Origin of the sequence: Neisseria weaveri (assembly GCF_900638685.1) — a bacterium.
In the GTDB taxonomy this organism is placed as follows: Bacteria; Pseudomonadota; Gammaproteobacteria; order Burkholderiales; family Neisseriaceae; genus Neisseria; species Neisseria weaveri.
In genome coordinates this window covers 123,408-145,807 of the sequence record NZ_LR134533.1, presented here as the reverse complement: position 1 = coordinate 145,807, position 22,400 = coordinate 123,408, and the positions used below count along the sequence as shown (strand labels likewise).

The following is a 22,400-nucleotide window of genomic DNA, read 5'->3' as shown; positions in this document are numbered from 1 at the left end:
TTCAGACGGCCTCTTGGGGCAATTGGTAAACAGGCTCGATGGCCGCTACCGCCGCCACCTCCTGCGCCGCGTCCAAACGGTCGGCATAGGCTTGACGCTGGCCGGCCACCGTTGCCGACAAGGCGGCAAACTGCTTGGCTTTGGCCAGCGCCTTGCCGCGCAAACCGTCCAAATCACAACCGCGTGCAGCGGCAATCTGCGCCAACAGCGGGGTGTCTGTACTTGGATCTTGTTCCCACGCCAAAGCCTCGTTGGCTTGCAGCGGCCATGTCTGCCGCTCAAATTCGGGCACATCGTTGGATTTTGACAGATGGCATACATAGCTTTGCGCGGCGGCGTTAATCTCCGCCAGCTTGGCCGCTTTGGCCTGCGCCAGCCACTCGGCGGCATCCTGCTCCGCCAACGCCCACTGCTTGCCGTCCCATGTGTGCCAATGGCTCGGCGGTGCGGTAAACGTGAGGCCGTCTGAAAGCCCGCCTGCGGTAACGACTATCACGGCTTGGCCGTCGGCGGTTTGGTATGCCGTCTTGCCTCGGTGGTCGGGGATATACTCCCACGCCTCGCCCGTCCAGCGTGCGGCGTGGCCGTCTCGGTTTTCGGGTGGCTCCACGTCGATGCAGCCGCCGGGGATAATGTAGCTGCCGTCGCGGGCGTTGATGTCTAAATCGGCCTCGTTTTGTCCGAGATACAGGCCGTCTGAATCTAATTGGCAGACGGGTTTTTTCCATTGTATTGTCATTTTATAACCTCGTTAAATTTTAATGATGTACAACTCTGCGATATTTGACGGAGCCAAATCACCCGTCATGCCATAGGTGGCAATGGTCTCGACGCGCTGTCCGTTGCCGCTATATCGCTCCACGCTGGTAGTGCTGTTTGCCCCTGCCGACAAGCAAAAATCTTTACCGCTGTCAATGTTGTAATTCACACCGGCCTTAGCAAATCTCATATCATCGCCAATCATAAAACCGACGCCGTGCGAGTGTTGCGGTAGTCGCGCCGTCTGTTTGGAGCCTAATGCACGACTGCTGTCCAACCCCCTGCCGTCATCCAGGCCGCGGATAAACTCGTTACGGATATCGGGGAGCGTAAATGTCGTCCTGCCGTCGCCCGCGCCGTATGTCGTGCCGATAACGGCAAACAGAGCGGCATAGGTGGCGCGGCTGACGTTGGCACCGTTACATTTAAGCCAGCCCGGCGGCGCAGTTGTGCCAGAGTAAGCAACAATCGTACCCGGCGGCGCGGCCTGCTCTGCCTTGTCGTTGACCGTCTTAACGGCCTGCGAGGTGGCAACGGTTTGGCTGTTGGCCAAATCGACGGCATCGCGGCGGTCGGACCACAGCACCAACTTGTCGCCCTGATATTTGATGGTGCCGTCGTCGCCCAATTGCAATGATTTGTTGCTGGAGGGATTTTTGAGATAGACGGCGCTGGCGGCATAGCCCAGCTCCGCCCATTGCTCTGTGTTGTTGCCCGATATGCGCAAACCACCTGCAAAGTCGACACTTTCCGAAAAGGTTTTTTTGCCGCCCACAGTTTGGTTGCCCGTAGTCTTAACGGCACTGCTCTCGACACCTGCAATACGGGCAATTACCCAATCTTGATATGCAACCGTGCGGTTGGCACTACCCAACTCCGGGAAATGTATATACCGAACTTGGCCGCTGGTTTGCTCGTACTTAATGTTAAATTTAAGTGTGCTGCCATCTGACAAAACGGATTGCGGATTGGCCTCCAAAAACCAATGCCCGCCGCCCTGCACGGGCATTCGTATTTTCCCCCAATGCTCGGCACGTCCGGCGGTTAACAGGCTGGTAAAGGTTTTTTCGCCGGCTACATCCTGATCACCGGCTTGTCCGACAAATAACCTGTTTATTGCCTCGGCGAGTTGGTTGGTTTTGGCTTTATTGGGCTGGATACCTGCGGCCGTCAACACAGCCAATATCTCGCCCTGCACCTGATTAAGCCACCATGCGGGCAGGATGGTGCCCAGCTCGCTGGTACCGTTGCCGTCTTTAAACTGTTTATCGGGGGTATCGATAGCGTGCATTGTCTATGCCTCATAAGTAAATCGCACTGCGGTATGTGCGGGTTTTAAATCTTGGATAACGGTCTCAATCACGGCATCGCCGTAATCGGTCAACCTGTCGCCCGCCGCCGAGATACCGGCGCGGAATCGGGTAATGCGGTTGTTGCCGCCGCGCACGTTAACGTGCCACACCCACATGATTTCCTGCGGCGCAAGACGGTCGCCCGCACGGTTGACACCGGCGCGGAACGGCTGCGGTTCATTGATTTGGATTTGATAGCCCGCCGCCTCGGCCAAACGCACGAAATAAGGGATACTTAAGCCGCCTGTTTCGTTTAGCTTGGCCATGACCGCCAACACACGGCGCTGGCGGTTTTTGCCCGTACCGTCCAAACCTAATACACGCTCCCAATCGGCCAGCATTTGGCCGGCGCTGCGCGGGTCGACGGCATCGGCAACGCTTTGAGCCGATTCCGCCACCGCATCCAGCGCTGCGCCGTCTATTTCTGCCTGCGCCCGCACACGCGGGGCATTGCGGGCATACGACACGGGGGGCAACAGGCCCCGCAAGATGTCTTGATAGCTCATGACGGCATCTCCGTTACATTAATCGCGCCCGCTTTAAACCACTCGATGCGGTTAACCGTATCGGCGGCGCGGTTGGCCGTCGGCGTGATCAGACGGCGGTCGATCACGCCCTCCGTATTGCTGACAGCCGCCTCGATTTGCGACACGGTCAGGCCGTCGCCGGGGATCAAGGTGTCAAAATATTCGTTTAGGGCCGTCTGTATGCGGCGTTTGGCCTCGGCCAAGTCGATGCCGTCGAGCTTGACTTGCACGGTAACGGGCACCGCCGTTACGGTTGGCTTGAGTACCAGCGCATTTTTTGCCGTTACCGGGCGCATCTCGTCGATATAAGCCTGCACGCGGCGCACGGTTTCTTCCGACGGCACACCGTCGGCGGAGGTAATCGCAATATCTACCGTGCCCAAGCCGCGGCGCAGCGGATAAACATATGCGCTGGTTACGCCGTCGACACTCAACGCCCAGTTTTTATAGTCGTAACGGTTGCCGCCTGCGGGCGGTCGGCGGATGATTTCCAGCAGCCGCGCCAGCAGCGAGGCATCGCTTTCGCGGTCGGTGCCGCCTTGCACGGTAAGGCGGCATTCGGTGGCCACGCCGGCGGGAGCGGCCATCAGTTGCGCCTCGCCGTCGCGCACATTGGCGGCCGCGCCCGGCTCTTCGGCGATTGCCGGTACTTCCGCCGTGCCGCCGCTGCCGATAACGGCGCGGGCGGTAGTGCGGTAAAAACGCTGACCGATACGCACTTGCAGGCCGTCTGAAAGCACGGATTGGGCAATGCCGCTTACAGTCAGCGTGCCGCTGGCTGTGGTCGGATTGCGGCGGCGCAAACCGCGCATGGAGGCATGCCGCTCCAAATACTCGCGGTCGGCCGTATCCGGGAAAATCTGCCGCACAATCCAGCTTTGATGCACATATTGCCCTTCGGCGCAGCTGGCCAAACGACTGGCGTGCACATAATGGTCGCTGTCGGGGCTGATATCGGCATCCGGCCACAGGCTTTTGGTATCGCGCAGGATACGCTCGCGGATTTGCTCAAATGTCGGCGTTTCAAACACGTTTAAAACCTCTTTAAATCACGGGCACTTCGTGGCGGTAGTCAAATCCGCCTGCCGCCGTATCCACCCGGATATGCAGGATCAGGCGGCCGTCGTGCGGCTGCTCTGCGCGCACGGTAATCTTGTCGGCACGCCCGCTCTTAACAATCGGTTGCAGTGCCTCCTCGGCATATTGCTCGGCCAACAGGCTGACCCGTTGCAGGTCTTTTTCACGCTGCAACAAATGCAGCAGCGAGCCGAGCGTTTTATCCGCCCACCAGCTGCCCAACGGTGTCATCAGGCGGATGTACACGGCATTTTGCAGCGTATCGACGGTGCGGCCGGTATAGTCGCCGGTGCCGGGGTTTAGCTCTTTGTCCATGCCGGCATTTTGCCGTGTTCAGACGGCCTTACGGAGTGCACTGGCTTCAAGCCTGAGGCGCAAAAAAAAAGCAGCCCGAAGGCTGCCAAAGGTCTGCTTGTCTATGCCGGTTCCGGTGGTGATATTTTGCCGCCCATGCTGTCGGTATGCGGGTGCCGGCGCAAGGATATATCGCCGGCCACCACGTCGCCGTCGGTGTTAAAACTGCCGCCCGTTTGACTCACATCGCCGCTAAATGTGGCGCCGTTGCCGCCCTCGACGGCCATGCCGCCGTTGCCGTTGATTTGGCCTTGCGCCGTCAACACCGCACTGGTCTCCACCAACGGCGCGTTAAATTTGGCATCCGTGGCCGCATTAACCTCGTATTGTTTGCAGTTAACCCGGTACACGTCGCAATCGGCCTCAATGATTTTGCCCTGCTTAATCACGATTTTTGCACCCTCATGATTAAAAATCGCCGTCTCGCCGGGCTTAAGGTTTTTGATGCGGTAGCTGCCGTGCTGGCTGCACACAATCACACCGTGCGACGTATTGCCGCCCAGCGGTATCACTACCGCTTCGCTGCCGTCGGGCGGATGGCTGGCAAAGCCGTATTCCTGCAAATGTTCAAGGTCTTGCAGGGTTTCGTGGGCCAAGCCGCTCAACTGCACGCGCTGTATCGGCTCGGACGACACCACCAGCGTGATTTTGCCCCGAAAGGCCGCGCGCAGGGTTTCGCCTATGTTTTTAGCAGTTTGCGCCGTTTTTTTTGCCAATTTACTCAAACTCATTCAAACACCGCCGTTTCCGTTTGCTTTCTGCCGCCTTTTTTGCCCTTATGGCTCACGCCTTTGCGCTTACCTTTGCGCTTGCGCGCCGCCTCGGCTTTTTTGGGGTAAGCGTCAGGTGTCCAAATGCCGTCCTCTTTGAGCCGCAGCTCGGTTTGCGTGCCGTCCATGCGCGAAAGCATAAACCGCCGCCCCATGAGAAAAAACACCGCATCGATACCGTGCTCGTCGTCGATCACATGCACACGCTGGCCGGGTTGCCACAATACGCCGTCGCGGGTTTTATGGCCGCCCACGGTTATCGTGAGTGTAAATCCCTCCAGCCGCCAGTCGGCCAGCTGCTTTTTAGCCTGCTTTTGCAATGCGGCCAAATTGTCGGCATCGGATACCACCACCGTTTTTGGGCGGTGCAGCGTCATGGTCGGGTCTTTGTACACCCACTTTAAATCGTGTTTGGCGCTGTCGCCGCTGCGGCCGTGCGATTGCGCCAAAAATGTCACCTCGGAAAAGCGGTTGTCGGTATCCCACTCAATGTCCATGCGCTCGATATTGCGGCGGCTGTCGGTGCGGCTCCAGCACAATGTCGCCACCGGCGGGCTGCTGTAATCCGCACCGCCCACCACCAACGTGCCGTCCGGCTCCAGCCACGGATGCAGCCCGACCGAGTTGGCGATATGGGTTAATGCCTGCCATACGGTTTCGCCCGGCTCGATGTCGATTTTGTCCAAAGCGGGGTTGTTTTCGGCTTTGAGCACCACCGCTTTAATCTGCGGCCACGGCGCGGCCAGCTTTTTGGCTGCATCCAATACCGTCATGCCCTTAACATTGAGCTGCGGCGCGGAGCAATCCACCAAAAAACCGGCCAAATCACGCCCGCTCAAGCTCAACTCGCGGCTGCCCTTGCTTTTGCCGTGGCGCTGGCTGCCGATAATGCCCGTCATCACGGTTTGGCCGTCTATCACCACTTCGCAGGTTTCGCCGCTTAAATCGGGTATGGCCGCTTCCGGCCCCGACCTGCCGATGGCAAAATCGAAGCTGTCGGCGGGAATTAAAAAGTCGCTGTCGATGTCGTAGCGCTCCCAGTGGCGGTGCTCTTTACCGCCCACGCGCACCGACACGGCATAGCCGTATGAATTATTTTGCATAGCTGTTGACCAAAGTGCCGCGCTTGATAAACGCGGGGTGGTGGATATGGGGATTGAGCCGCACCAGCTCTGCCGCGCGGGCGATATCGCCGTAAAACTCATGGGCGATTTGGTGTATCGTGCCGTCGATTGGGGCTTGGCGCACAATCAGCGGCGGCTTTTGGTTGATGGCCGCCGCAACCAACGCATTCAGACGGCCTGCCGCCGCGCGCAGGGATTCTGCCGTTTGGTAAGCCTCGGTATACACGGCGTTGGCCGTCAGAGTGCCCGACTCGGCAGCAGCCGTCTGCACCGCCCGCAAGGCGGCAATCTCGGCCTGCATACGGCGGCGCATGGCGCGGTTAACCTCAATCAAATCGGGCGCAGTCATCTCTTCGCCATGCGCCTCGATTAATGCCGTCGCCACCGACAACAGCGATGCCGTCGACAACAGGCGCACCGCCTGCGCTACCGGCTGCACCTGTTTGGCGGTTAAACGGTTCAAGCGGCTTTGCAGGCCGTCTGAAAAGCGGCCGGTCAGCAAATTATCAGGGATAGCGGCGGCACGGTCAGCAACAGCCGCAGCCCCGTCAAACCGCTGTCGCGGCGACCAACCGGCATGGTGCATGGCATTATCAGCCAAACCCGCCTCACTGCGCATGCCGGTATCCACCATGACCGCCATATCCGCAAACAGCTTGGCCGAGCCGCTTTTAAACGCCGCTGCGCTGTATCCGCCGCGGTCGGGAAAGGCGATTTTGTCCAAATCAAACAAACGGCGCACCGCGCCAAACGTACCCGATGCCGCACTCCAAATGCCCAGCGCGCTGCCCCATAAAGCCGATACGCCCGCATCCACCGCCAACACCGCATCAATAAAGCCGATAGCCGCCTCGCGGTAGGTATCGATATCGGCAATCAATGCCTCAAGCTCGACCAAAAAGGCGTTTTCAAAAACAAAGATTTCCTGCGCTTCGGCCGCCTCGCGGAAAGTAATATCGATGCCGGCATAATCCACATAATCGGCCTCATGGCGGTAGCTCCACGATGCCGCAATCATGTTGTGCATCCGCCCCCAAACAGGGTGCACCAGCACGCCGCCGCCCGGCTGCTCCAGCGCATCCAGCAGCTTTTTCAGACGGCCTGCATAGCCCTTGCCCCAAAACACCGCCTTAATCTGCACCTGCCGCCCGGTCGTGCCCATGTCCTCAAGGTCGATACCCTGCACAAACGGCCGCGCATGCTCGGCCAATGCCTTGCCGTTACTCTCGTCCACCGCCTCAATATCAAAGCCGACGCCCTTATAAGATGCGTCCTGCAATAAGGTATGCCATCCGCTCATTGACCCGCTCCACGCCCGAACATGGCCACTTGATACCGCGATACCTCGTGGGCAATCACGCGCCCGTCGAGCGTTACCGTCATATTGTTGTTGATGGTTTGGTTGGCCGCGGCCAGCGTGCCGTTAATTTGATTCAGCCCGCCCGTTACCGCCGCCGTCTCGGCATTCAGCGCGGCTTGGTAAGCAGCAGTTTGCTGGGTAATCGCGGCTTGATAAGCGGCGGTCTGCTGGGTGATAACGGGCGCAAGCGGTTCGGCGGGTTTAAGGGGGTCGAGCGGGCGCAATGGTTGCAAGGGTTCGGCACGCAAACGCGGCTGCGGTTGCACCGGTAAATAAGGTTTTCCCGTGCGGTATGCCTGACGCATGGCTTCCATACGTTCGCCCTCACCCTTATTGAGGCCGTCGGAATAAAACAGTAAGCCTGCGCCGACACTTGCTTTTGCACCAAGCAGTTTGCTGCCCCATTTTCCCAAAAAGCTGCCCGCCGCACCTTTCGGCGCGATACCTCCGCCTTTTTTCCCCGGCAGAAAATCCCCCAACCCCTTGCCGTTTGCCATTGCCACCAAACCCAAAGCACCGGCGGCGGCAGTGGCGGCAGCGGCCAACGCTTTGGTGGCCAGCGTCGTATTGGGAAACTCTGCGGACAAGCTGGTTAAGCCCGTCTGAAAACTAATCAACGGTTGCGTAACACCCTCCTCAATCAAGGCTATCGCCTTATTGCGCTCCTGTTGCGCCGCATCGGTTGCCATACGCGCTTGATTGAGCTTTTCCACCTTGCCGTTTTCGTGGGTAACTCCGGCCAAATTTTTCACGAATTGGTTGATTTGCTCCAAGTCGGCAGCAGCCAACAAACCTTGTTTGGCCTGTAAATCGGGCATTACTTTCGATAAAACAAAACCGCGCATCATATTCATTTGCTCGGCGGCGGTTTTGTCGCCTTTTTCGGCTTTGGCCTTGTAGCCGGCATACTCTTTATCCTGTTTGAGCATGGCATCGACAAGGCGGCTTAACACCTGCACCGCGTTTTCGCCGTTGGCTTTTCCGCGTAAAACCGAACCTTCCCAGTCGATACCTTTGCCCGGTGTTGACGGGTTATCGAGTTTAGACAACCGTTTCACGGTATCCGCCGCCAAAGTTTTATTTAAAATATTGCTTACGTTGGTTGCGGCCTCACTGGTGGTGCCTGATTTATTGGCCGCAGATTGCAGTAACGACAACAGGTAATCCAAGCCCTGCATCCCTGTTAATCCTGCCTGCTGCGCTTGCGGCAGCAGGGCGGGCAATTCGCGCACCATATCGGTGATTTCAAAATTACCGTCCAAGCCCGATTGCAAAGCATGTTCAAACGCCAATGCCAAATCTTTGCCGTTAAAACCGGCATCTTTCAGCACTTTCATCAGTTTTGCCGTGTCGTCCGGGTTGTATTGGCCGTTTTCGCTGGCAGCCATCATCGCTGCGTAAGATGTCCGGGCATCTTTTTTGACCTCTGAAAAGCTCATGCCGTTAGTCATCATGGCGCTGATCATGCCTAATGCGGAATCGGCATTGCCGCCGTTGGACTTAATTAAATCCAAAGCCAGTTTTTTCACTTCCTCCGCACCTTTTGTGGCAATCCATTGAGCCGACTTGCTTTCATCTTCGATAAACGCTTGTCGGGCTACTTGGTTGATGTTGGCATTGAGCTGCATTTTGTCGTCCATCGCAGGCTTAAGCACGGCATAGGCCGCCGTGCCCGCAGCAAGTGCGGCTCCACCGATAGCCACGCCTTTTTGCAGTTTCGAACTTTTACCCAACTCTGCATTTAATTCGGCAATGCGCTGCTTGGTCGCACGGGCGGCACGCGCCAAATCGTTTTGCGAAGCCGTGCCACTGCGACGCAACCTGTTATAGGCCGCTTCTGTTGCACGGATTTCGCGCTGTATTGCTTTTTCCGAGCGGATACCCGCTATTTCATAAGGTTTGTGCGCGCGCGCCATTTTCATGCGCGATGTGGCCGTGCGCTGCAATTGCCGCTCGGTTTCGGCCAAAAGCCGCTTTGCGCCATCATCGCGTCCGGTCAGCGACAACACCAGTTTTAACAATCCGTTTGCCATAAAAAAACAGCCTTTAAACTCACATTAACTCACGGTTAATTATGGTTTAAAGGCTGTTTGAATCGGGATTTAAGGGGCTTCAAGCCCGTCCGTCAGAATTGTTTGCGCGCCACAACAGCAACGGCACTACCTTCGACGTTTACAGTATAACGATTGCCGCCATACTCTATATCCTTGCTGGCCGCTCCGCTTTCTTTTGCTACCAACATGGTGTCCGTTATGGCTTCAAATAATGCATTACCAACTTCCGTCTCCCCCAGCTTTGCCCTCCCTTCGGTTGAGATAACAGTCTGTATAACGGCAAACATATTTCGTGCATTTTTTGCCAAATCACTTTTGTTTTCATACCCCGCGCTAACGCTCAAAACATCTTGCTTGGGGTTTAATTGGATAAACACCGCCCCGAATTCCGTTTCCATTGTGACTTGATAACCGCATTCATTTTGCACTACATTTTTATTCAATATCCCCACAGGGGCGTTGGTAGCTTTCAATCCGCTATCCATGTTTAACAACAGTTTTTCTGCCGTAACCCCCATACTTTGCGGGCAAAGATTGACCGCCTGTTTGGGTTGCTCCTGTATTACATTTGTTTGTTCCGGTTGTCGCGCAGGTTCGGTTTTTTGACCGCCACAAGCGGCAAGGATAACGGCCAAACATACAGCCCATTGTTTACTCATATTTCCCCCATAAAAAAGCCATGCAAAATCGCACGGCTATGATTTTAACATATCTTATCACTTGCTTGGCTTAGGCAACCGCCTCGAGATAATCACTCCGTCATCCGTGGGCTTTTTAACGCCTAAGCTGTCCAAGATGTCTCCAAACCAAGCCACCAGCTCGGCGTGGCACATACCGGCCACGGCATCGGCGGATATACCCGCTTTGGCCATCAAGATGACGGATTGGCGGTAATTGCGGTGGCAGTTGCGGTAGTTTCGGGACTCGGTTTTTCGGCGGCCGCCGTGGTGTTCCCGGGGTTTGCCCCAGCGGCGGTGTATTTTGCCCGCAGGTCGTCCTGTGCGGCCAAGATGATGCCGTAGTCTTCGCCGGTGAGGTTTTCCGCCAGGTATTCGGCGGTTAGCTGTTCGGGTGCGATGCCCTCAACGGTAAGCTGCTCCGCCCAATAAGCCAAGGTTTCAGTCATCAGGGCGCGGGCTTTGCCGCTTTCGCTTTGCGCTTCGCCCAAATCCATATCTTCCAATGCCGCCTGCGCGCGCAGTTCGCCGCCGATGGTCAGCGGCCGCAGCACGGCGCGTTTGGCCACACCGCCGCCGTCTGGCAAGGGCAGGCCCCACACCAAATCAAACTCGTGTTTCATGCGGTATTACTCCGTGATTTTGTGCAGCGCCACCATCTCGATATCGATAACCGCTTCCCCTTCCGATTGGTACTGCTCGCCGGTGTCAACCGTAAAGCAGTCGAGATAGGATGTGCGTTTGTCTTCTTGATTGATGGGGTAGATGGTAATTTTGGCTTTGGTAATGTTGTCCCAATCCACGGCGCGGCCGTCAAGCGGAATGGCGGCGGTAACGCTTAATTTGTGTTCGGTTACGCCGTCACAATAACCGTTGACTCGGCCGTTGCGGTTCATCGTTTTGACCGGCTTGCGGCCGGTGGTGGTTTGCGGCTTGATGCTCACAATCTCGATATCGCGGCCGTTAACTTCCATAATCACCGCGCCGGCATAAGTTGCATCGCTCATGTTTTATCCTTTTTTAAGGTTTCAGACGGCCTTTAAAACAGGTTTAAACGCCGTCTGAAAAGGGTTACAAAATCAAATCAATGCGCCCGGCAAACACATGCAGGCCGTTGACCACGTCGGCGGGGATGATGCCATTCACGCGGTTGGGGTCGTTTTGCGCACGCGCCACCACCAGCTTGCCTTTATTGGCTTCAGCGTTTTCGATGATTTCGGCTTGGTCGAGCTTGATCAATACGTCCAAAATCTCGCTCTTAACCTTGGGCAGTAGGCGGTCGCTCAATTTGTCGCGCGGGAAACGCAGGGCAATGCGCTCTTTAACGCTGCGGCGCACATAATCCAGCGTGCGGATGGTGGTAATGTCGAGTAGTGCCGGGTCGTCGGTGTTGTTGGCCGACTTGGTGTAGGTGGATACGGCACGCATAATCTGTACGCGGTTGTTGACCACGGTTAAAGGCGTCAAGCCGTTGTACAGCGCATTGTTGCACTCTGCAAACAGCGGCCATTGCGCATCAAGTGTAACGGCCAGCCCTTTGATTTCCAGCGTGTTCAGCGGCTTGGCAGGGTCTTCTTCAAAGGCCAACACCGCCGCATAACCTGCGGCAATGATGCCGTTTGGCTCTACCGCGCCTTTGTACCAAGCGCAGGTAATGCGGCCGTCGTTGATTTTGCCGGTAGCGGTGGTGGCCGTACTCAAGGTCGCACTCATACCCAATACGCCGATACAGCCGCGCTGCTCGATGGCATTGGATACGTTGGTAATATGGTTGCTCAAGGCTTTGGCGTTGGCGTCATCGCTAAACGGGCTGCAAATAATGTGATAATGCTTGCCCGCCACTTTGGCCAAGGCCGTGGCAATGTCCGCATTTTTGGCACCGCCGCTAAAGGCATCGGCTTGATAAGTCAGGCCGGTATTGCCGGTGCTCACGGTTAAGCCGCTCTCGTTGCCGATCTCGCCTTTGTGTTTGGCTGTCAACGTCACGGCTGCGCCGCTGCCGGATGCGGTAACGGTTACATCGGCGGCAGTGATGGCGGTTTTCAGACGGCCTGCCACTGTGGCGGCGGTCTCGCCGGTGTTCACAGCCGTGCTGACCTGCTTGCCGCCAATCGTGATATCCACCACGCCCGGCGCGGTGGCCGTGCCGGAAAGGGTAACGGTTGCGGTTGCCTGCACGCCTGCGCTGTGGTCGGCAATGCCGATAACGGTCAAATCCAAATAAGGGTTGTTGGCAAATGCTTGGCGCACCATCAAATGCGCCAGCGAGCCTTGTCCGAACAAATCGGCCGCCTCGGCATCGCTAAACAGTTGCACCGGCTCTAAGGCGGGCTGTCTGCCCGCGGTCAGCATGGGGGCAACCATCAATACCTTTTGCGGATTTTGCGGCAAGCCTTGCACGGCATTGCGGGTGTTAAATTCGATGTATTGCCCGGGCACGCGGATGCTGCCCGGAATCGTGTCAAAATCAATATGGGGCATTATTACTCTCCCTTAGCATTGCGGGTTTTGGTATTTGGGGCGGTATCCTCAACCACCACCAAATCGCCGTCATCAATCATGCGGCGGTAATACAGGCTGTTGCCGTCCACCTCCACCGGCTCTTGGCCGATATATTCGTGCGGGTTGTGTTCGGTCGGCACACGCAGGCCGTCTGCCGCCGTTACTTTGATTTTGCTCATTGCTTATCCTTAAGGGTTAGGTTTATAGGGATTTCACCGTCGGATTGCGGGTCGTAAATCTTGCCGTCCACCCCCTCGAAATCAGGCCACGGCTCACTCAATGTGCCCTGATACTTGGTAAAGATATGGTCGGGGTCGTCGGGATTGTCGGTGTGCTCGGGGTAGCGGTCATTCTCGAGTCCGCAGGTGTTAAAGCGGATGGCATACTCAACCGCATATATACTTACCGCGGCGTTTTGCACCAACACATGATTGGCAATCGCGCGCACCGCTTTGGGCACCAAGCCGCGGCTGTCGGCAAAACCGAGCCGCTGGCCGTCAAGCAGGCGGCGCACGGCGCGGATTAAATCGTTGCTGCCGATTTCACGGCTGTCGATTCCGCCTTGCCGCTGTGCCTGCTCGTTGCGCAGATTACGGGCTGCAACCATCACTACAAATTCCGCCGTATCCTGATAGCGGCTGTGCACGCCGCCGGTACCGGCAGGCTCAACCTTGCTGCCGCCATACGTTACCCATACCGCGGGCAGCGTATGGATTTGCCCGGCCAAATCGTCGGCCTCGCCGTTGTAGCTTTTAACCGTGCGCACCATGCGCCCCAAACCCCGTTTCAGACGGTCTGTTACCGCTTGCTCAATTTCGGTTATCACGCCCGAACACCTTATTTTTACCGTTGATAAACACAATACCGTCTTCGCCCGCAGCCACTTCTTCGCCGCTATCATCCACGCCCAGCTGCACTTCGCCTTTGGCCATAGCACGCAGCAGGTCGAGTACGTCGATTTTGTAGCGGTTGCGGATTTCTTCGGTAATCAGCACACCGTTGGCGGCGGTGAGGCGGTAGCGGGCGATATCGCAACACAAGCGCTTGAGGATGGGCGGCACATCGGTAAACGGACGTTTAAACCGACCCAGATACGCATCTATTTCTGCGGTGGCATCGGCCAGTGCCACTGCCGCCACGTCCTCGTCGATATAGCCGTCTTGGTTGCGGTCGGTCAGCTGGATAACCTCCAGCTCGCCAAACCGCGCCACCATATCCGCCATCACCGCATAAGCCATGATTTACGCCTCTTTGGTTTGCAGGGCCGGCTCGTCGATAATGCGCTGCCACGCCTCGTCGCCAATCACGGTGCGGTCGATCTCGCGCCACTCGCCGTCAAATTTCTCGCCGGCGCGCCAAAATTCGCGCCCCGATGCCGTGCGCACCAGTCTCTTATTCGGGTTGCCGGACTTAGCAGGCTTATCGGCCTGTTTGCGCAATGCTTCCAGTTCGCGCTCGGCGGCGGCTTTTGCAGATTCGGCAGCGGCCAATTGTTCTTGCAAGTCGGATAGTTCGGCCTGCGCCTTATCCAGCTCTTGCTTGAGCGCCGCCTCGACGCTCAAGTCTTGCGGGTCGGGTTGGGTTACAGATGCAACGGGGGTGTCTTTTTTTGGATTTGCCATAATCAGGTCTCCGTTCAGACGGCCTTTAAAATAGGTTTAAATGCCGTCTGAAAAATCAAGGTTGGTTTACAGGTGCACCGATACGTGCAGTTTCAGACGGCCTTTAAAGGTGTTGGTCGTACCGTTGATTTTTTCGGCTTCCAACAGCTCGCGGGCCGCGTCCTCCAACTCGGGCGGCACCACCAGCAGGCTAGGCTTGATATTGAGGGCATAGCCGCCGTTGGATTTGAGGCGGCGCATGGTGGTAATAATTTTTTGCAGGTTGGCTCTGTTCAACGCGGTTTTTTCGGCCATATGCGCCAGCTGCCACAAACCGAAACCGGCCACACAGCGGCGGCGCGCACCGTAAACATACACATCTTCCATAAACACTTTGTCGGACTTGGACGGGTCAAACTTAGTCTCAAACTCCAGCTCGGTGCGTGTTTGGAATACCAGCGGCTTAACCGTGCGGGTATCGTCAATCACATACCATGTCGGCACATTGTTATCGGTGCCGGTGGTAATGTTTGCGGCGGGCGTGTTTTGGCCGGTGCCGTCGGCTTTTTCAAATACCGGGTGATCCGTATCAAAAAAGTATTGGCCGTCATAACATTCGGTGGTTTTGCCTTTTTTGAGCAAACCCCATACCAAAGTGTCGGGCAAGGCCGCGGCAGATTCGCCCATTGCGGCCATCATCGGGCGGTACATACCCACCTGATCGTCCTCAATGTCGGTACGCTCCACGGCAACCGTCGCTTCAAACTTTTTGTTGGTCAGGCTCATGGCCTCTTTGCTCAGTTTTTCAACTTGGCGTTGGCCTACCCATTCGCGCATTTGCGGGAATTTGCCCAGCCACGCGTAAGTATTGGTAGCCGTATTCGATGGCACCGTCATGGCAATGGCCGTAATAAGACGGTTTAACCGATTCCAATCCGTTTTGAAATTCCTTGCGGAATGCGGCGGTTAGCGCCGTTAATACTGCGGTTTTATTCATTTTTAACCTTCCTGTTGTTTAACTTGTTCGGCATACTCGGCATGGCTCATACCGAGCATCTTGGCGGCCGCCTGCTCTTCCGCCGTCAATGCCGCCACATTCTCGCCCGGCTCTTTGCCTGCGGTTTGCGTGCCGGCCAAAGCCGCTACCGGCTGCGCGTTTTCGATAAATCCGGTTAAAAAGGCCAAGCCGCCTTCTTGTTTCAATACGCCTTCCGCCCATGCCTTTTGCGCGGGCAGCAGCTTGCCTGCGGCCAATGCGGCAGTAATCAGCTCGTTGCCTTTATCGGCGTTGCGCTCGGCGGTCAGCGCGGCGATTTGGCTTTGCAAATCCTGCACCACCGACACCGGCGCGTATCGGGTCAAGTCGGGCTGGCCTGCCGGCTGGGCGGACAAGGCGGCGATTTTGCTGTCTTTGTCGGCCAGCTCCTTAAACAGATCGGCAGATAAGGCAACATTTTGCGGTTTAGCCGCCAAGATTGCGGTTAACGCCGCCGTAATCTGCTCGTCGCTTGCCTGCGGCAGGCCGAGCAGTTGTTGCAACAACTCTTTCATCTGGTTTTGCTCCGTTTGGGGTTTAAAAAATTGTGCCGACGCTGCCGCCAACACTTCATCCATGCCGTCTAACGCGGGGTAATTGGTCAGCGCGGCGTGGAAAATCTTGCGCACATAGCCCTTGGTGTCGTAGCTAAACACCGCCGAGATATAACGGTATTCTTTGGCGGCAATGGCCGCTGCCGCTTTATCCGTCCACTCCACATCGGCAAACAAGCCTTTGGGGGTAAACTCCAGCCAGCGCATCCAACCGGCGGCGGGTGCGGGCTGGCCGTTTTTTTCCTTGTGCAGGGTTTGGTGCTCGTAATCGACCACCAGCTGATTGCGCGAGGCATTGGCCAGCTCCACCACGTCGCGGCCGTTTTCTTCGGTCAGATACCAAGCGGGCACATCGTGGGGGCGGCCGTCAATCGCTCTAAACTCACCGTAAGGCAGCAACTGGATGCGGCCGTCGCGCGGCTGCACCTCGAAACTGCATGCGGCAAGCGTTAATCTGTTTTGGGGCATGTTGCACATCCTTTTTGCGATGCTGTCATTTTCAGCTCAACAGCCATGCCGAAAAGAGTGGACGCGCTTCAAATCCCGCACCGCATTTCAAACCCCGTTTAAACCCCTTTTAAAATCGCGTCAGATTGGTTTTAGCCCAACCTATTACCCAAATAAAAAACGCGCTAAAAAGCGCGTTTTAAAGGCCGTCTGAAAAATCATTTAATCAGGTTGGCAAAATAATCCTGTACATCGTCCATCAAGTCTTGTTTGTCTTGGTTGGTCAGCGTTAAAAATTCCCGCTGCGGTATGTTCACTTTGCGGCCGCGTCCGGCCATGCCGCCGAAGTTGTGGATGGCGGCATACACCATATTGGTGCCGACAAGGGCGGTATCGTTGTCTGAATAGGCAACAACGCTGTCACGCAACCGCCCGCTATCCACCAGCGGTTTACCGTTGCGGTATTTCAGCCCCAGCCACTTCGGGCGGCCGCCGGCGCGGAAATTCATATGCACGGCGTAGTGCATGGTGCCCGCCAACCGCTCCATCAGCCTGTAACGGTTTTCCACACCGTCTTGCAGCCGCTCGATTTGGTTTTGCACCACGAAAATATTGTCTATTTTGATTTCAATCATGGTATGATGGTTTTCAAGTGTCGGAAAAGCGGTGAATCTCGATACCGCAGGCGAGCTTAGGCTTCTGACCGTGTGCAAGTGATTTCGAGCCTTGCCCGACACTTATTTCAATCTAATGTATTTTTTCAAAGTGCTATTCATTTTTTTCTCATCAGTTCTTCTGTAAGATTCCAAATAAAGTTCGTTGTTTTTCTCCAAGTATTTGATTACGGTAAAATACCAAGATTCTTTTATCTGTTTCGTCAGATAGATTTTCCGTTTTTTGTCATCTCTATAAATGCGGGTCGGCTCGTATATGATATCCGGCAGGTACTCATATTTATCCGCACCGAAATCTTCGCCTCGACGGCTATCAAACTGCTTAACCAAACTATCATCCGACAGCACCTTCAGGCTGCTGTGTGTTGAAATTCAGCAGATAGCTACAAGCGAGATGATAAAAGTTTTAACACTAAGGTTAAACAAGGTTTTAAAATACCTGAATTTATAGAGTAGGTTATTGTTATATTTAGGTATATCTGCTCAAATTGGTTTATATGGTTGGCGAGATAGAATACTCAAATGATGTAACGGGATATGAGGGTCAAGCGGATGACGACAAGCGGGTAAGGAGACAGTGATGTGGGTGCGGCTTGATATGGACAGGCTTTTGTTGGAATAGATTACTTTTCAAAGTGTCTGCGGCTTAAAAACGTTGGATAAGACATTCAGTGATAAAGCGTATTTTTAAGGCCGTCTGAAATTTTCAGACGGCCTCTGTTACAGGAAGATAATTTATTTCATTAGATTTTTAATTACGCCCATTACGCTTCGTGAAATAGCGCGTGTAACTTGTTTATTGATTTGGTTTCCGACTGAATCTGCAAGATCGTAGGCGATGCCTTGATTGGCTTTTTTGCGTCCGCCGAACAGGCCGCCTAAGAAGCCGCCGACAACGCCGTCTTTATCTGATTGGGCGGTGTTTGCTGTGGTTTTGGCTTGTTCTTTGGCTGCTTGCTCTGCAAGTTTCTGTTCGGTTTGTTGGGCTTCGAGTTCCATTAAGGCTTCATAGGCGGAATAGTTGTCTACCATGTCTTTATAGTGGCGGTAGAGTAAATCGCTTTGGTATCGGCTGTTACGTTCTTCTGCGGATAAGGGTGTTAAGTTGGATTGGGGCGGAAGAATGAATGAGCGTTCTACCGGTGTGGGCATGCCTTTTTCATCGAGGAAAGAAACCAATGCTTCGCCGACGCCTAATTCTGCGATGGCTTCTACGACATTGATATTCGGATTGCTGCGGAATGTTTCTGCTGCGGATTTAACGGCTTTTTGGTCGCGCGGGGTAAAGGCGCGGAGGGCGTGCTGTACGCGGTTGCCTAGTTGTCCGAGAATGCTGTCGGGTAAATCCAAGGGGTTTTGGGTAACGAAGTATACGCCGACGCCTTTTGAGCGGATCAGGCGGACCACTTGTTCGATTTGTTCCAATAGAGCGGTTGGGGCATTGTCGAATAGTAGGTGGGCTTCATCAAAAAACATGATGAATTTGGGTTTTTCGAGATCGCCGACTTCGGGTAGGGTTTCAAACAGTTCGGCCAACATCCAAAGTAGGAATGCGCTATACATTCTGGGGGAACGCATCAGTTTTTCGGAGTTGAGAATGTTGATTACGCCTTGTTTTCCTTCTGTTTGCAGCCAATCTTCCAGATTGAGAGCGGGTTCTCCGAACAATTCGCCTGCGCCTTCGTTTTCAAGCGTCAGCAGTTGGCGTTGGATGGCGCCGACGCTGGCTGCGGACACGTTGCCGTATTGGTTTCTGTATTCGGCTGCGTTTTCAGAAACATGTTTCAAAATGCCTCTGAGGTCTTTTAAATCAATCAGATGCCATCCTTTGTCGTCTGCAACACGGAAAACCAGATTGAGTAATCCTTCTTGTGTGTTGTTCAGATTCATCAGGCGGGCAAGCAGCATGGGACCCATTTCCGAAATGGTAACGCGTACGGGAATGCCGGTTTCGCCGAATACATCCCAAAAGCGTACGGGAAAGCTTTGCAGCCATGTATCGCCCAATTGGAATTCTTGAATACGTTCGCCGATTTTTCCGCTGTTGTTGCCGGCAAGTGCAATGCCGGATAAGTCGCCTTTGACATCGGCGAGAAATACCGGAATGCCTTCGTTACTGAATGCTTCGGCCATGCGTCTCAGGGTAACGGTTTTACCTGTGCCGGTGGCGCCGGCAATCAATCCGTGTCGGTTGGCCATTTTTCCCTGTATATAAAGTTCTTTGCCGTGACTGCGTGCGATGGGGAATGTAATCATGATTTTTCTTTCGAACATTGGGTCGTAAACGGGTTTATTTTCTTATGATTTATGGGGGTATGCAACAAAGGCCGTCTGAAAATTCAGACGGCCTTTGTTTATCTGAAACAAGTATTGCAGGGTAAAAAAGAGTCAGTCTTGTGTCGGGTGTGTCTATCTTAACTTTGATAAACATGGTTATATATATTTAATAATAAATATGTAATTTTCAAGTTATTGATTTAATAGATGAAGATTGTAAAAATTCTTGGCGAATCTAATGATGAGGGGTAAAATTGCTCTTTTTCAAAGGTTCCATGCCGATTGGAATATCGATAAAAACGACCGTTTTTTATCTTTCTATCTGTTGAATAATTACAAAACCGCTTTATTGATTTGAAGTATTCCCTAATATTTTTTAGGGTTATTTTTTTGCATCTTGATGAACTTTTGAAGTTATGTTTGTCTAGTTAAGATTCCTTAACTAAATTTTAGTATTAATCGTTTTATATTGATTTTTATTTAAAAATTAATGTTGTTTAAAATGATTTTTCTTGAATGATTAAGGAGTTATATTAATAAATATTGATTATTTTAGTTTTGTTCTATTGTAATTTGATATTTTTTAATGATTTTTGGTTGTTTGAAGTATTTATAAATGAGCTTACTCATCAATATCTCCAATCAATTATTTTTTATATTATTTTAATATTATTAAATATAATAATTTAGATATATATTCAGAAAGGTATATATAATGTTAAAAAAAGAGGTTAGAAGTAACAATGACTCTTTGCGCTCGGACAGAGTGATAAAAAATATTGATGCACTGTCTCATCTGGACATGAACAAAAAAACCGACTTAAACACCTTGTTAAGTGCGGCGGATAAGAAAAAAAAACATCTCACGGATAAAGGTTTGTTGGATTTTGAGATGAAAGACATCAGTTTAGACTACCAGCAGCTCGAGCTGGATATGGAAGATGTTTTACCTTCTCAAAATTATGCGTCTGCTGCTCCGAAAGCCACCGGCAGTTTGGTATCAAGTCAGTCGGATTTTCAAAAAGAAAGTGTTTCTTCTAAAGGACTTTTATCTGATAAGCAGGCTGTGCTTGAAAAAGTATCAGCCGTTGAGAAGGGGAATGCGGTTTTAAGTAACAGCGGAAAAGAGCCGGCTTCGGGTAAGCATGTTGATGTAAAAGCAGCAACGGAGGTTGCTGCTAATCATAAACCCTCAGCAGGATTTTCAGGCTTCCGTATGGCGGCAAAGTATCATCGGGTTGTTTCCGTGCCCGGTGAGGAACATGATAAAGCCAAGATTTATTACCATAGAGAGTATGGTGATTATGTAGATGTCCGTGATTTCGGTGCGGATGCTTTCGGAATTCAAGACAGCTCGGAAGCGATTGCAAAAGCCATGGAAGTGGCTCATTTGTTAAAGGCGGCGGTTTATTTTCACGGCACGTTCAAAACTACCAAACAAATTGCTATTAATCACGAAACTTCCGGTGTCCGCGCAATTTTTGGCGACGGGATGGATAAAGCCAAAATCAATTACCACTTCAGCCAAGAGGGTGAAAACCGGGTTAGCTCGCACAGCGTAGATTATCGGAAAGAAGCGGGTATTTTGATTGACGGGCAAAATAATAAAGCCGTTTCAGGTTTGTCGCTCAAATATATTCACAGTAAGCCGGAAGATTTTTACCGTAAAGGGAAAAGCTCATTCGGTAAAGTGAACGGCATATTGGTTACCGACGCGGACAATACTGTGATTGACGGTGTTGAAGTTTCCGGTGCCAACGGCTCCGGAATTTTATTTACATCGGTCAAAATGGGCCAGCCCGAAGTGCGCGGTCAGGCTTCTTATGTAGAGCGTTTGTCTACTAAAGAAATTGATGAAAGTTATCCCGGCTTATCGTTTGGAGATAACAATAAGGTTATTAACAGCTACCTTCACCATAACCGCATTGCCGGCGTGGGTTTGGCTTTCCAACGTAAATTTTTGGCAGAGGGCAATAAGCTTGCGTGGAACGGTCACGAAGACGACGGCGGTACGGGCTATGGCATCGCAGCTATGGCAGGTTCCTACAATCAAGGCTTGGTTTTCCGTAAGAATACGACTGATCATAACTACCGCAAAGGCTTGGACGTACATGACGGCAACGATATTCTGATTGAAAACAATGTTTCCATTGGAGACAGACTATACGGTATAGCCGTTTATAACCGTATGTTTGAGATGAACAATGTGAAAATTCTCAATAATAAGGTCGAGCAGGATGCGTCTTTCCGTTTGAGCAAAGACGATGACTGGGGGCTTAATAAATACGACGGCTATACAGGTATTCAAATCCAAACCAACACACAATTTAGAAACTTTGATACCAAAGACGGCAGTTTTATTATCAAAGGCAATAAAATCAGCGGCTTGGGCGTTTATAAAAATTCCATTCATACTTATGGAATCGAATTCCGCAACCACGAACACCAAATGGATTATCAGCTGGACATTGTTGACAATGAAATCAGCGGAAAAGGAACCAAATACCTGATTGCGGTCATCAACGATACATTCAACCGCCACAGCAAAACGGCCGGTATCGGTTCGGGCGAGATCAACATCATCGGCAATAAAGCCAATATCGAGCGTATCCATTCCGGTGCGGTACCGGTGTATGTGGAAGAGAAAAACCACAACGGCAAGCTGCACGGTTCGGTTAACTTTAAGCGAAACCACATCAATATTTCGGAAGATTCGCAAGGATATTCGGAAGGGCTTCATTTAAACGGCAATGCCCGTCATTACGATATCAGCAACAATAAGTTTGAGATACATGGCAAGTTGAATCACCCGATTTTAAATGTGAACGGCGACGTAACCAAAGGCGAATTGGCGCATTTGGTTGTGCAAGACAACAGCTTGATTACCGACCGCAGCAAAATGTATCGCGGTTGGACCACCTTTAAAAACTTAGATGCGAGTGTCAACGGCAACAGCCATAACGAATCCAAACTGATGTCTTTCGTAAAAACCCTGACTAGCGGTGAGTTTAATAAAGGTATCCGTGTAGAAGTCGATCCGCCGAAAGTTTCCATCGGCTCGAGATTCTTTAAAAAAGTCACTTCTTCTTTAGGGTTGTCTTCCAAAGAAAAACCGGTCGATGTCGATAAAGCGGATGCGGTGGATACATCAAACGAGGCTTATCAATATGGCGGTGTATCGGCAGGAAAAATGCATGATGCGGCGATGGACCAGCACAGTGGCAATTTGATGTAATCCGGATGAATACTCGATTG

General features: G+C 53.0%; 24 protein-coding genes. 1 reads left to right on the top strand and 23 read right to left on the bottom strand.

The features are described 5' to 3' along the window. Position 1: 1 nt before the first annotated feature. The 23 genes from EL309_RS00765 to EL309_RS00655 all read right to left on the bottom strand — a co-directional run bounded on the left by EL309_RS00765 (position 2) and on the right by EL309_RS00655 (position 19,124). Positions 2-739, bottom strand: a complete 738-nt coding sequence (locus EL309_RS00765) for a hypothetical protein (RefSeq protein ID WP_004284598.1) — start codon at positions 737-739, stop codon at positions 2-4. Between the two features lie 12 nt (positions 740-751). Next, positions 752-2,050, bottom strand: coding sequence for a tail fiber protein (locus EL309_RS00760; protein ID WP_004284599.1), 1,299 nt, complete (start codon positions 2,048-2,050; stop codon positions 752-754). Between the two features lie 3 nt (positions 2,051-2,053). Further along, on the bottom strand, positions 2,054-2,617 hold the full coding sequence (locus EL309_RS00755; RefSeq protein ID WP_004284600.1) for a YmfQ family protein: 564 nt from the start codon (positions 2,615-2,617) through the stop codon (positions 2,054-2,056). Continuing rightward, a complete protein-coding gene (locus tag EL309_RS00750; protein ID WP_004284601.1) occupies positions 2,614-3,669 on the bottom strand; it encodes a baseplate J/gp47 family protein in 1,056 nt (351 codons plus the stop codon). Before EL309_RS00750 ends, EL309_RS00755 begins: the two co-directional genes overlap by 4 nt. 13 nt (positions 3,670-3,682) lie before the next feature. Beyond that, entirely contained in the window at positions 3,683-4,030 is a 348-nt protein-coding gene (locus EL309_RS00745) for a phage GP46 family protein (RefSeq protein WP_004284602.1), read from the bottom strand. 101 nt (positions 4,031-4,131) lie between these two features. Continuing rightward, on the bottom strand, positions 4,132-4,800 hold the full coding sequence (locus EL309_RS00740) for a phage baseplate assembly protein V (protein ID WP_004284603.1): 669 nt from the start codon (positions 4,798-4,800) through the stop codon (positions 4,132-4,134). Next, complete coding sequence (locus EL309_RS00735; RefSeq protein WP_004284604.1) at positions 4,797-5,942, bottom strand: phage baseplate assembly protein; 1,146 nt, start codon at positions 5,940-5,942, stop codon at positions 4,797-4,799. Before EL309_RS00735 ends, EL309_RS00740 begins: the two co-directional genes overlap by 4 nt. Next, a complete protein-coding gene (locus tag EL309_RS00730) occupies positions 5,932-7,263 on the bottom strand; it encodes a DNA circularization protein (protein WP_004284605.1) in 1,332 nt (443 codons plus the stop codon). The genes EL309_RS00735 and EL309_RS00730 overlap by 11 nt, the downstream gene beginning before the upstream one ends. After that, positions 7,260-9,356 (bottom strand): phage tail tape measure protein, encoded by a 2,097-nt coding sequence (locus EL309_RS00725; protein ID WP_004284606.1) that lies wholly within the window; start codon positions 9,354-9,356, stop codon positions 7,260-7,262. Before EL309_RS00725 ends, EL309_RS00730 begins: the two co-directional genes overlap by 4 nt. 92 nt (positions 9,357-9,448) lie before the next feature. Then, a complete protein-coding gene (locus EL309_RS00720) occupies positions 9,449-10,036 on the bottom strand; it encodes a hypothetical protein (protein ID WP_004284607.1) in 588 nt (195 codons plus the stop codon). Positions 10,037-10,093: 57 nt separating this feature from the next. Beyond that, the gene (locus tag EL309_RS10750) at positions 10,094-10,249 is read right to left on the bottom strand and encodes a hypothetical protein (RefSeq protein WP_004284608.1); all 156 of its coding nucleotides are present in this window, start codon (positions 10,247-10,249) and stop codon (positions 10,094-10,096) included. Beyond that, positions 10,249-10,677 carry a hypothetical protein gene (locus EL309_RS00710; protein WP_004284609.1) on the bottom strand — a complete coding sequence of 143 codons (429 nt, stop codon included), beginning with the start codon at positions 10,675-10,677 and terminating at the stop codon, positions 10,249-10,251. Before EL309_RS00710 ends, EL309_RS10750 begins: the two co-directional genes overlap by 1 nt. 6 nt (positions 10,678-10,683) lie before the next feature. Beyond that, the gene (locus EL309_RS00705) at positions 10,684-11,061 is read right to left on the bottom strand and encodes a hypothetical protein (protein ID WP_004284610.1); all 378 of its coding nucleotides are present in this window, start codon (positions 11,059-11,061) and stop codon (positions 10,684-10,686) included. Between the two features lie 64 nt (positions 11,062-11,125). Further along, positions 11,126-12,535 carry a phage tail sheath subtilisin-like domain-containing protein gene (locus EL309_RS00700; protein WP_004284611.1) on the bottom strand — a complete coding sequence of 470 codons (1,410 nt, stop codon included), beginning with the start codon at positions 12,533-12,535 and terminating at the stop codon, positions 11,126-11,128. A 2-nt stretch (positions 12,536-12,537) separates the two neighbouring features. Beyond that, the gene (locus EL309_RS00695) at positions 12,538-12,735 is read right to left on the bottom strand and encodes a DUF2635 domain-containing protein (RefSeq protein ID WP_004284612.1); all 198 of its coding nucleotides are present in this window, start codon (positions 12,733-12,735) and stop codon (positions 12,538-12,540) included. Further along, positions 12,732-13,382 (bottom strand): DUF1834 family protein, encoded by a 651-nt coding sequence (locus tag EL309_RS00690; protein ID WP_004284613.1) that lies wholly within the window; start codon positions 13,380-13,382, stop codon positions 12,732-12,734. Before EL309_RS00690 ends, EL309_RS00695 begins: the two co-directional genes overlap by 4 nt. Beyond that, positions 13,366-13,794 carry a gp436 family protein gene (locus EL309_RS00685; RefSeq protein ID WP_004284614.1) on the bottom strand — a complete coding sequence of 143 codons (429 nt, stop codon included), beginning with the start codon at positions 13,792-13,794 and terminating at the stop codon, positions 13,366-13,368. Before EL309_RS00685 ends, EL309_RS00690 begins: the two co-directional genes overlap by 17 nt. A 3-nt stretch (positions 13,795-13,797) precedes the next feature. Continuing rightward, positions 13,798-14,178, bottom strand: coding sequence for a hypothetical protein (locus EL309_RS00680; RefSeq protein ID WP_004284615.1), 381 nt, complete (start codon positions 14,176-14,178; stop codon positions 13,798-13,800). A 66-nt stretch (positions 14,179-14,244) separates the two neighbouring features. Continuing rightward, positions 14,245-15,054: a Mu-like prophage major head subunit gpT family protein gene (locus EL309_RS00675; protein ID WP_004284616.1), complete on the bottom strand. Its 810-nt coding sequence runs from the start codon at positions 15,052-15,054 to the stop codon at positions 14,245-14,247. Between the two features lie 102 nt (positions 15,055-15,156). Beyond that, positions 15,157-16,215 carry a phage protease gene (locus EL309_RS00670; protein ID WP_004285300.1) on the bottom strand — a complete coding sequence of 353 codons (1,059 nt, stop codon included), beginning with the start codon at positions 16,213-16,215 and terminating at the stop codon, positions 15,157-15,159. Between the two features lie 197 nt (positions 16,216-16,412). Beyond that, positions 16,413-16,829, bottom strand: coding sequence for a phage virion morphogenesis protein (locus EL309_RS00665; protein ID WP_004284618.1), 417 nt, complete (start codon positions 16,827-16,829; stop codon positions 16,413-16,415). 102 nt (positions 16,830-16,931) lie between these two features. Beyond that, on the bottom strand, positions 16,932-17,216 hold the full coding sequence (locus tag EL309_RS00660) for a PBECR3 domain-containing polyvalent protein (protein WP_004284620.1): 285 nt from the start codon (positions 17,214-17,216) through the stop codon (positions 16,932-16,934). Positions 17,217-17,603: 387 nt separating this feature from the next. After that, the gene (locus EL309_RS00655; RefSeq protein ID WP_036494142.1) at positions 17,604-19,124 is read right to left on the bottom strand and encodes a helicase HerA-like domain-containing protein; all 1,521 of its coding nucleotides are present in this window, start codon (positions 19,122-19,124) and stop codon (positions 17,604-17,606) included. A gap of 823 nt (positions 19,125-19,947) precedes the next feature. On the opposite strand from EL309_RS00655, the gene EL309_RS00650 reads away from it, so the two are divergent. Continuing rightward, positions 19,948-22,380: a right-handed parallel beta-helix repeat-containing protein gene (locus EL309_RS00650; RefSeq protein WP_232014424.1), complete on the top strand. Its 2,433-nt coding sequence runs from the start codon at positions 19,948-19,950 to the stop codon at positions 22,378-22,380. Positions 22,381-22,400: the final 20 nt, after the last annotated feature.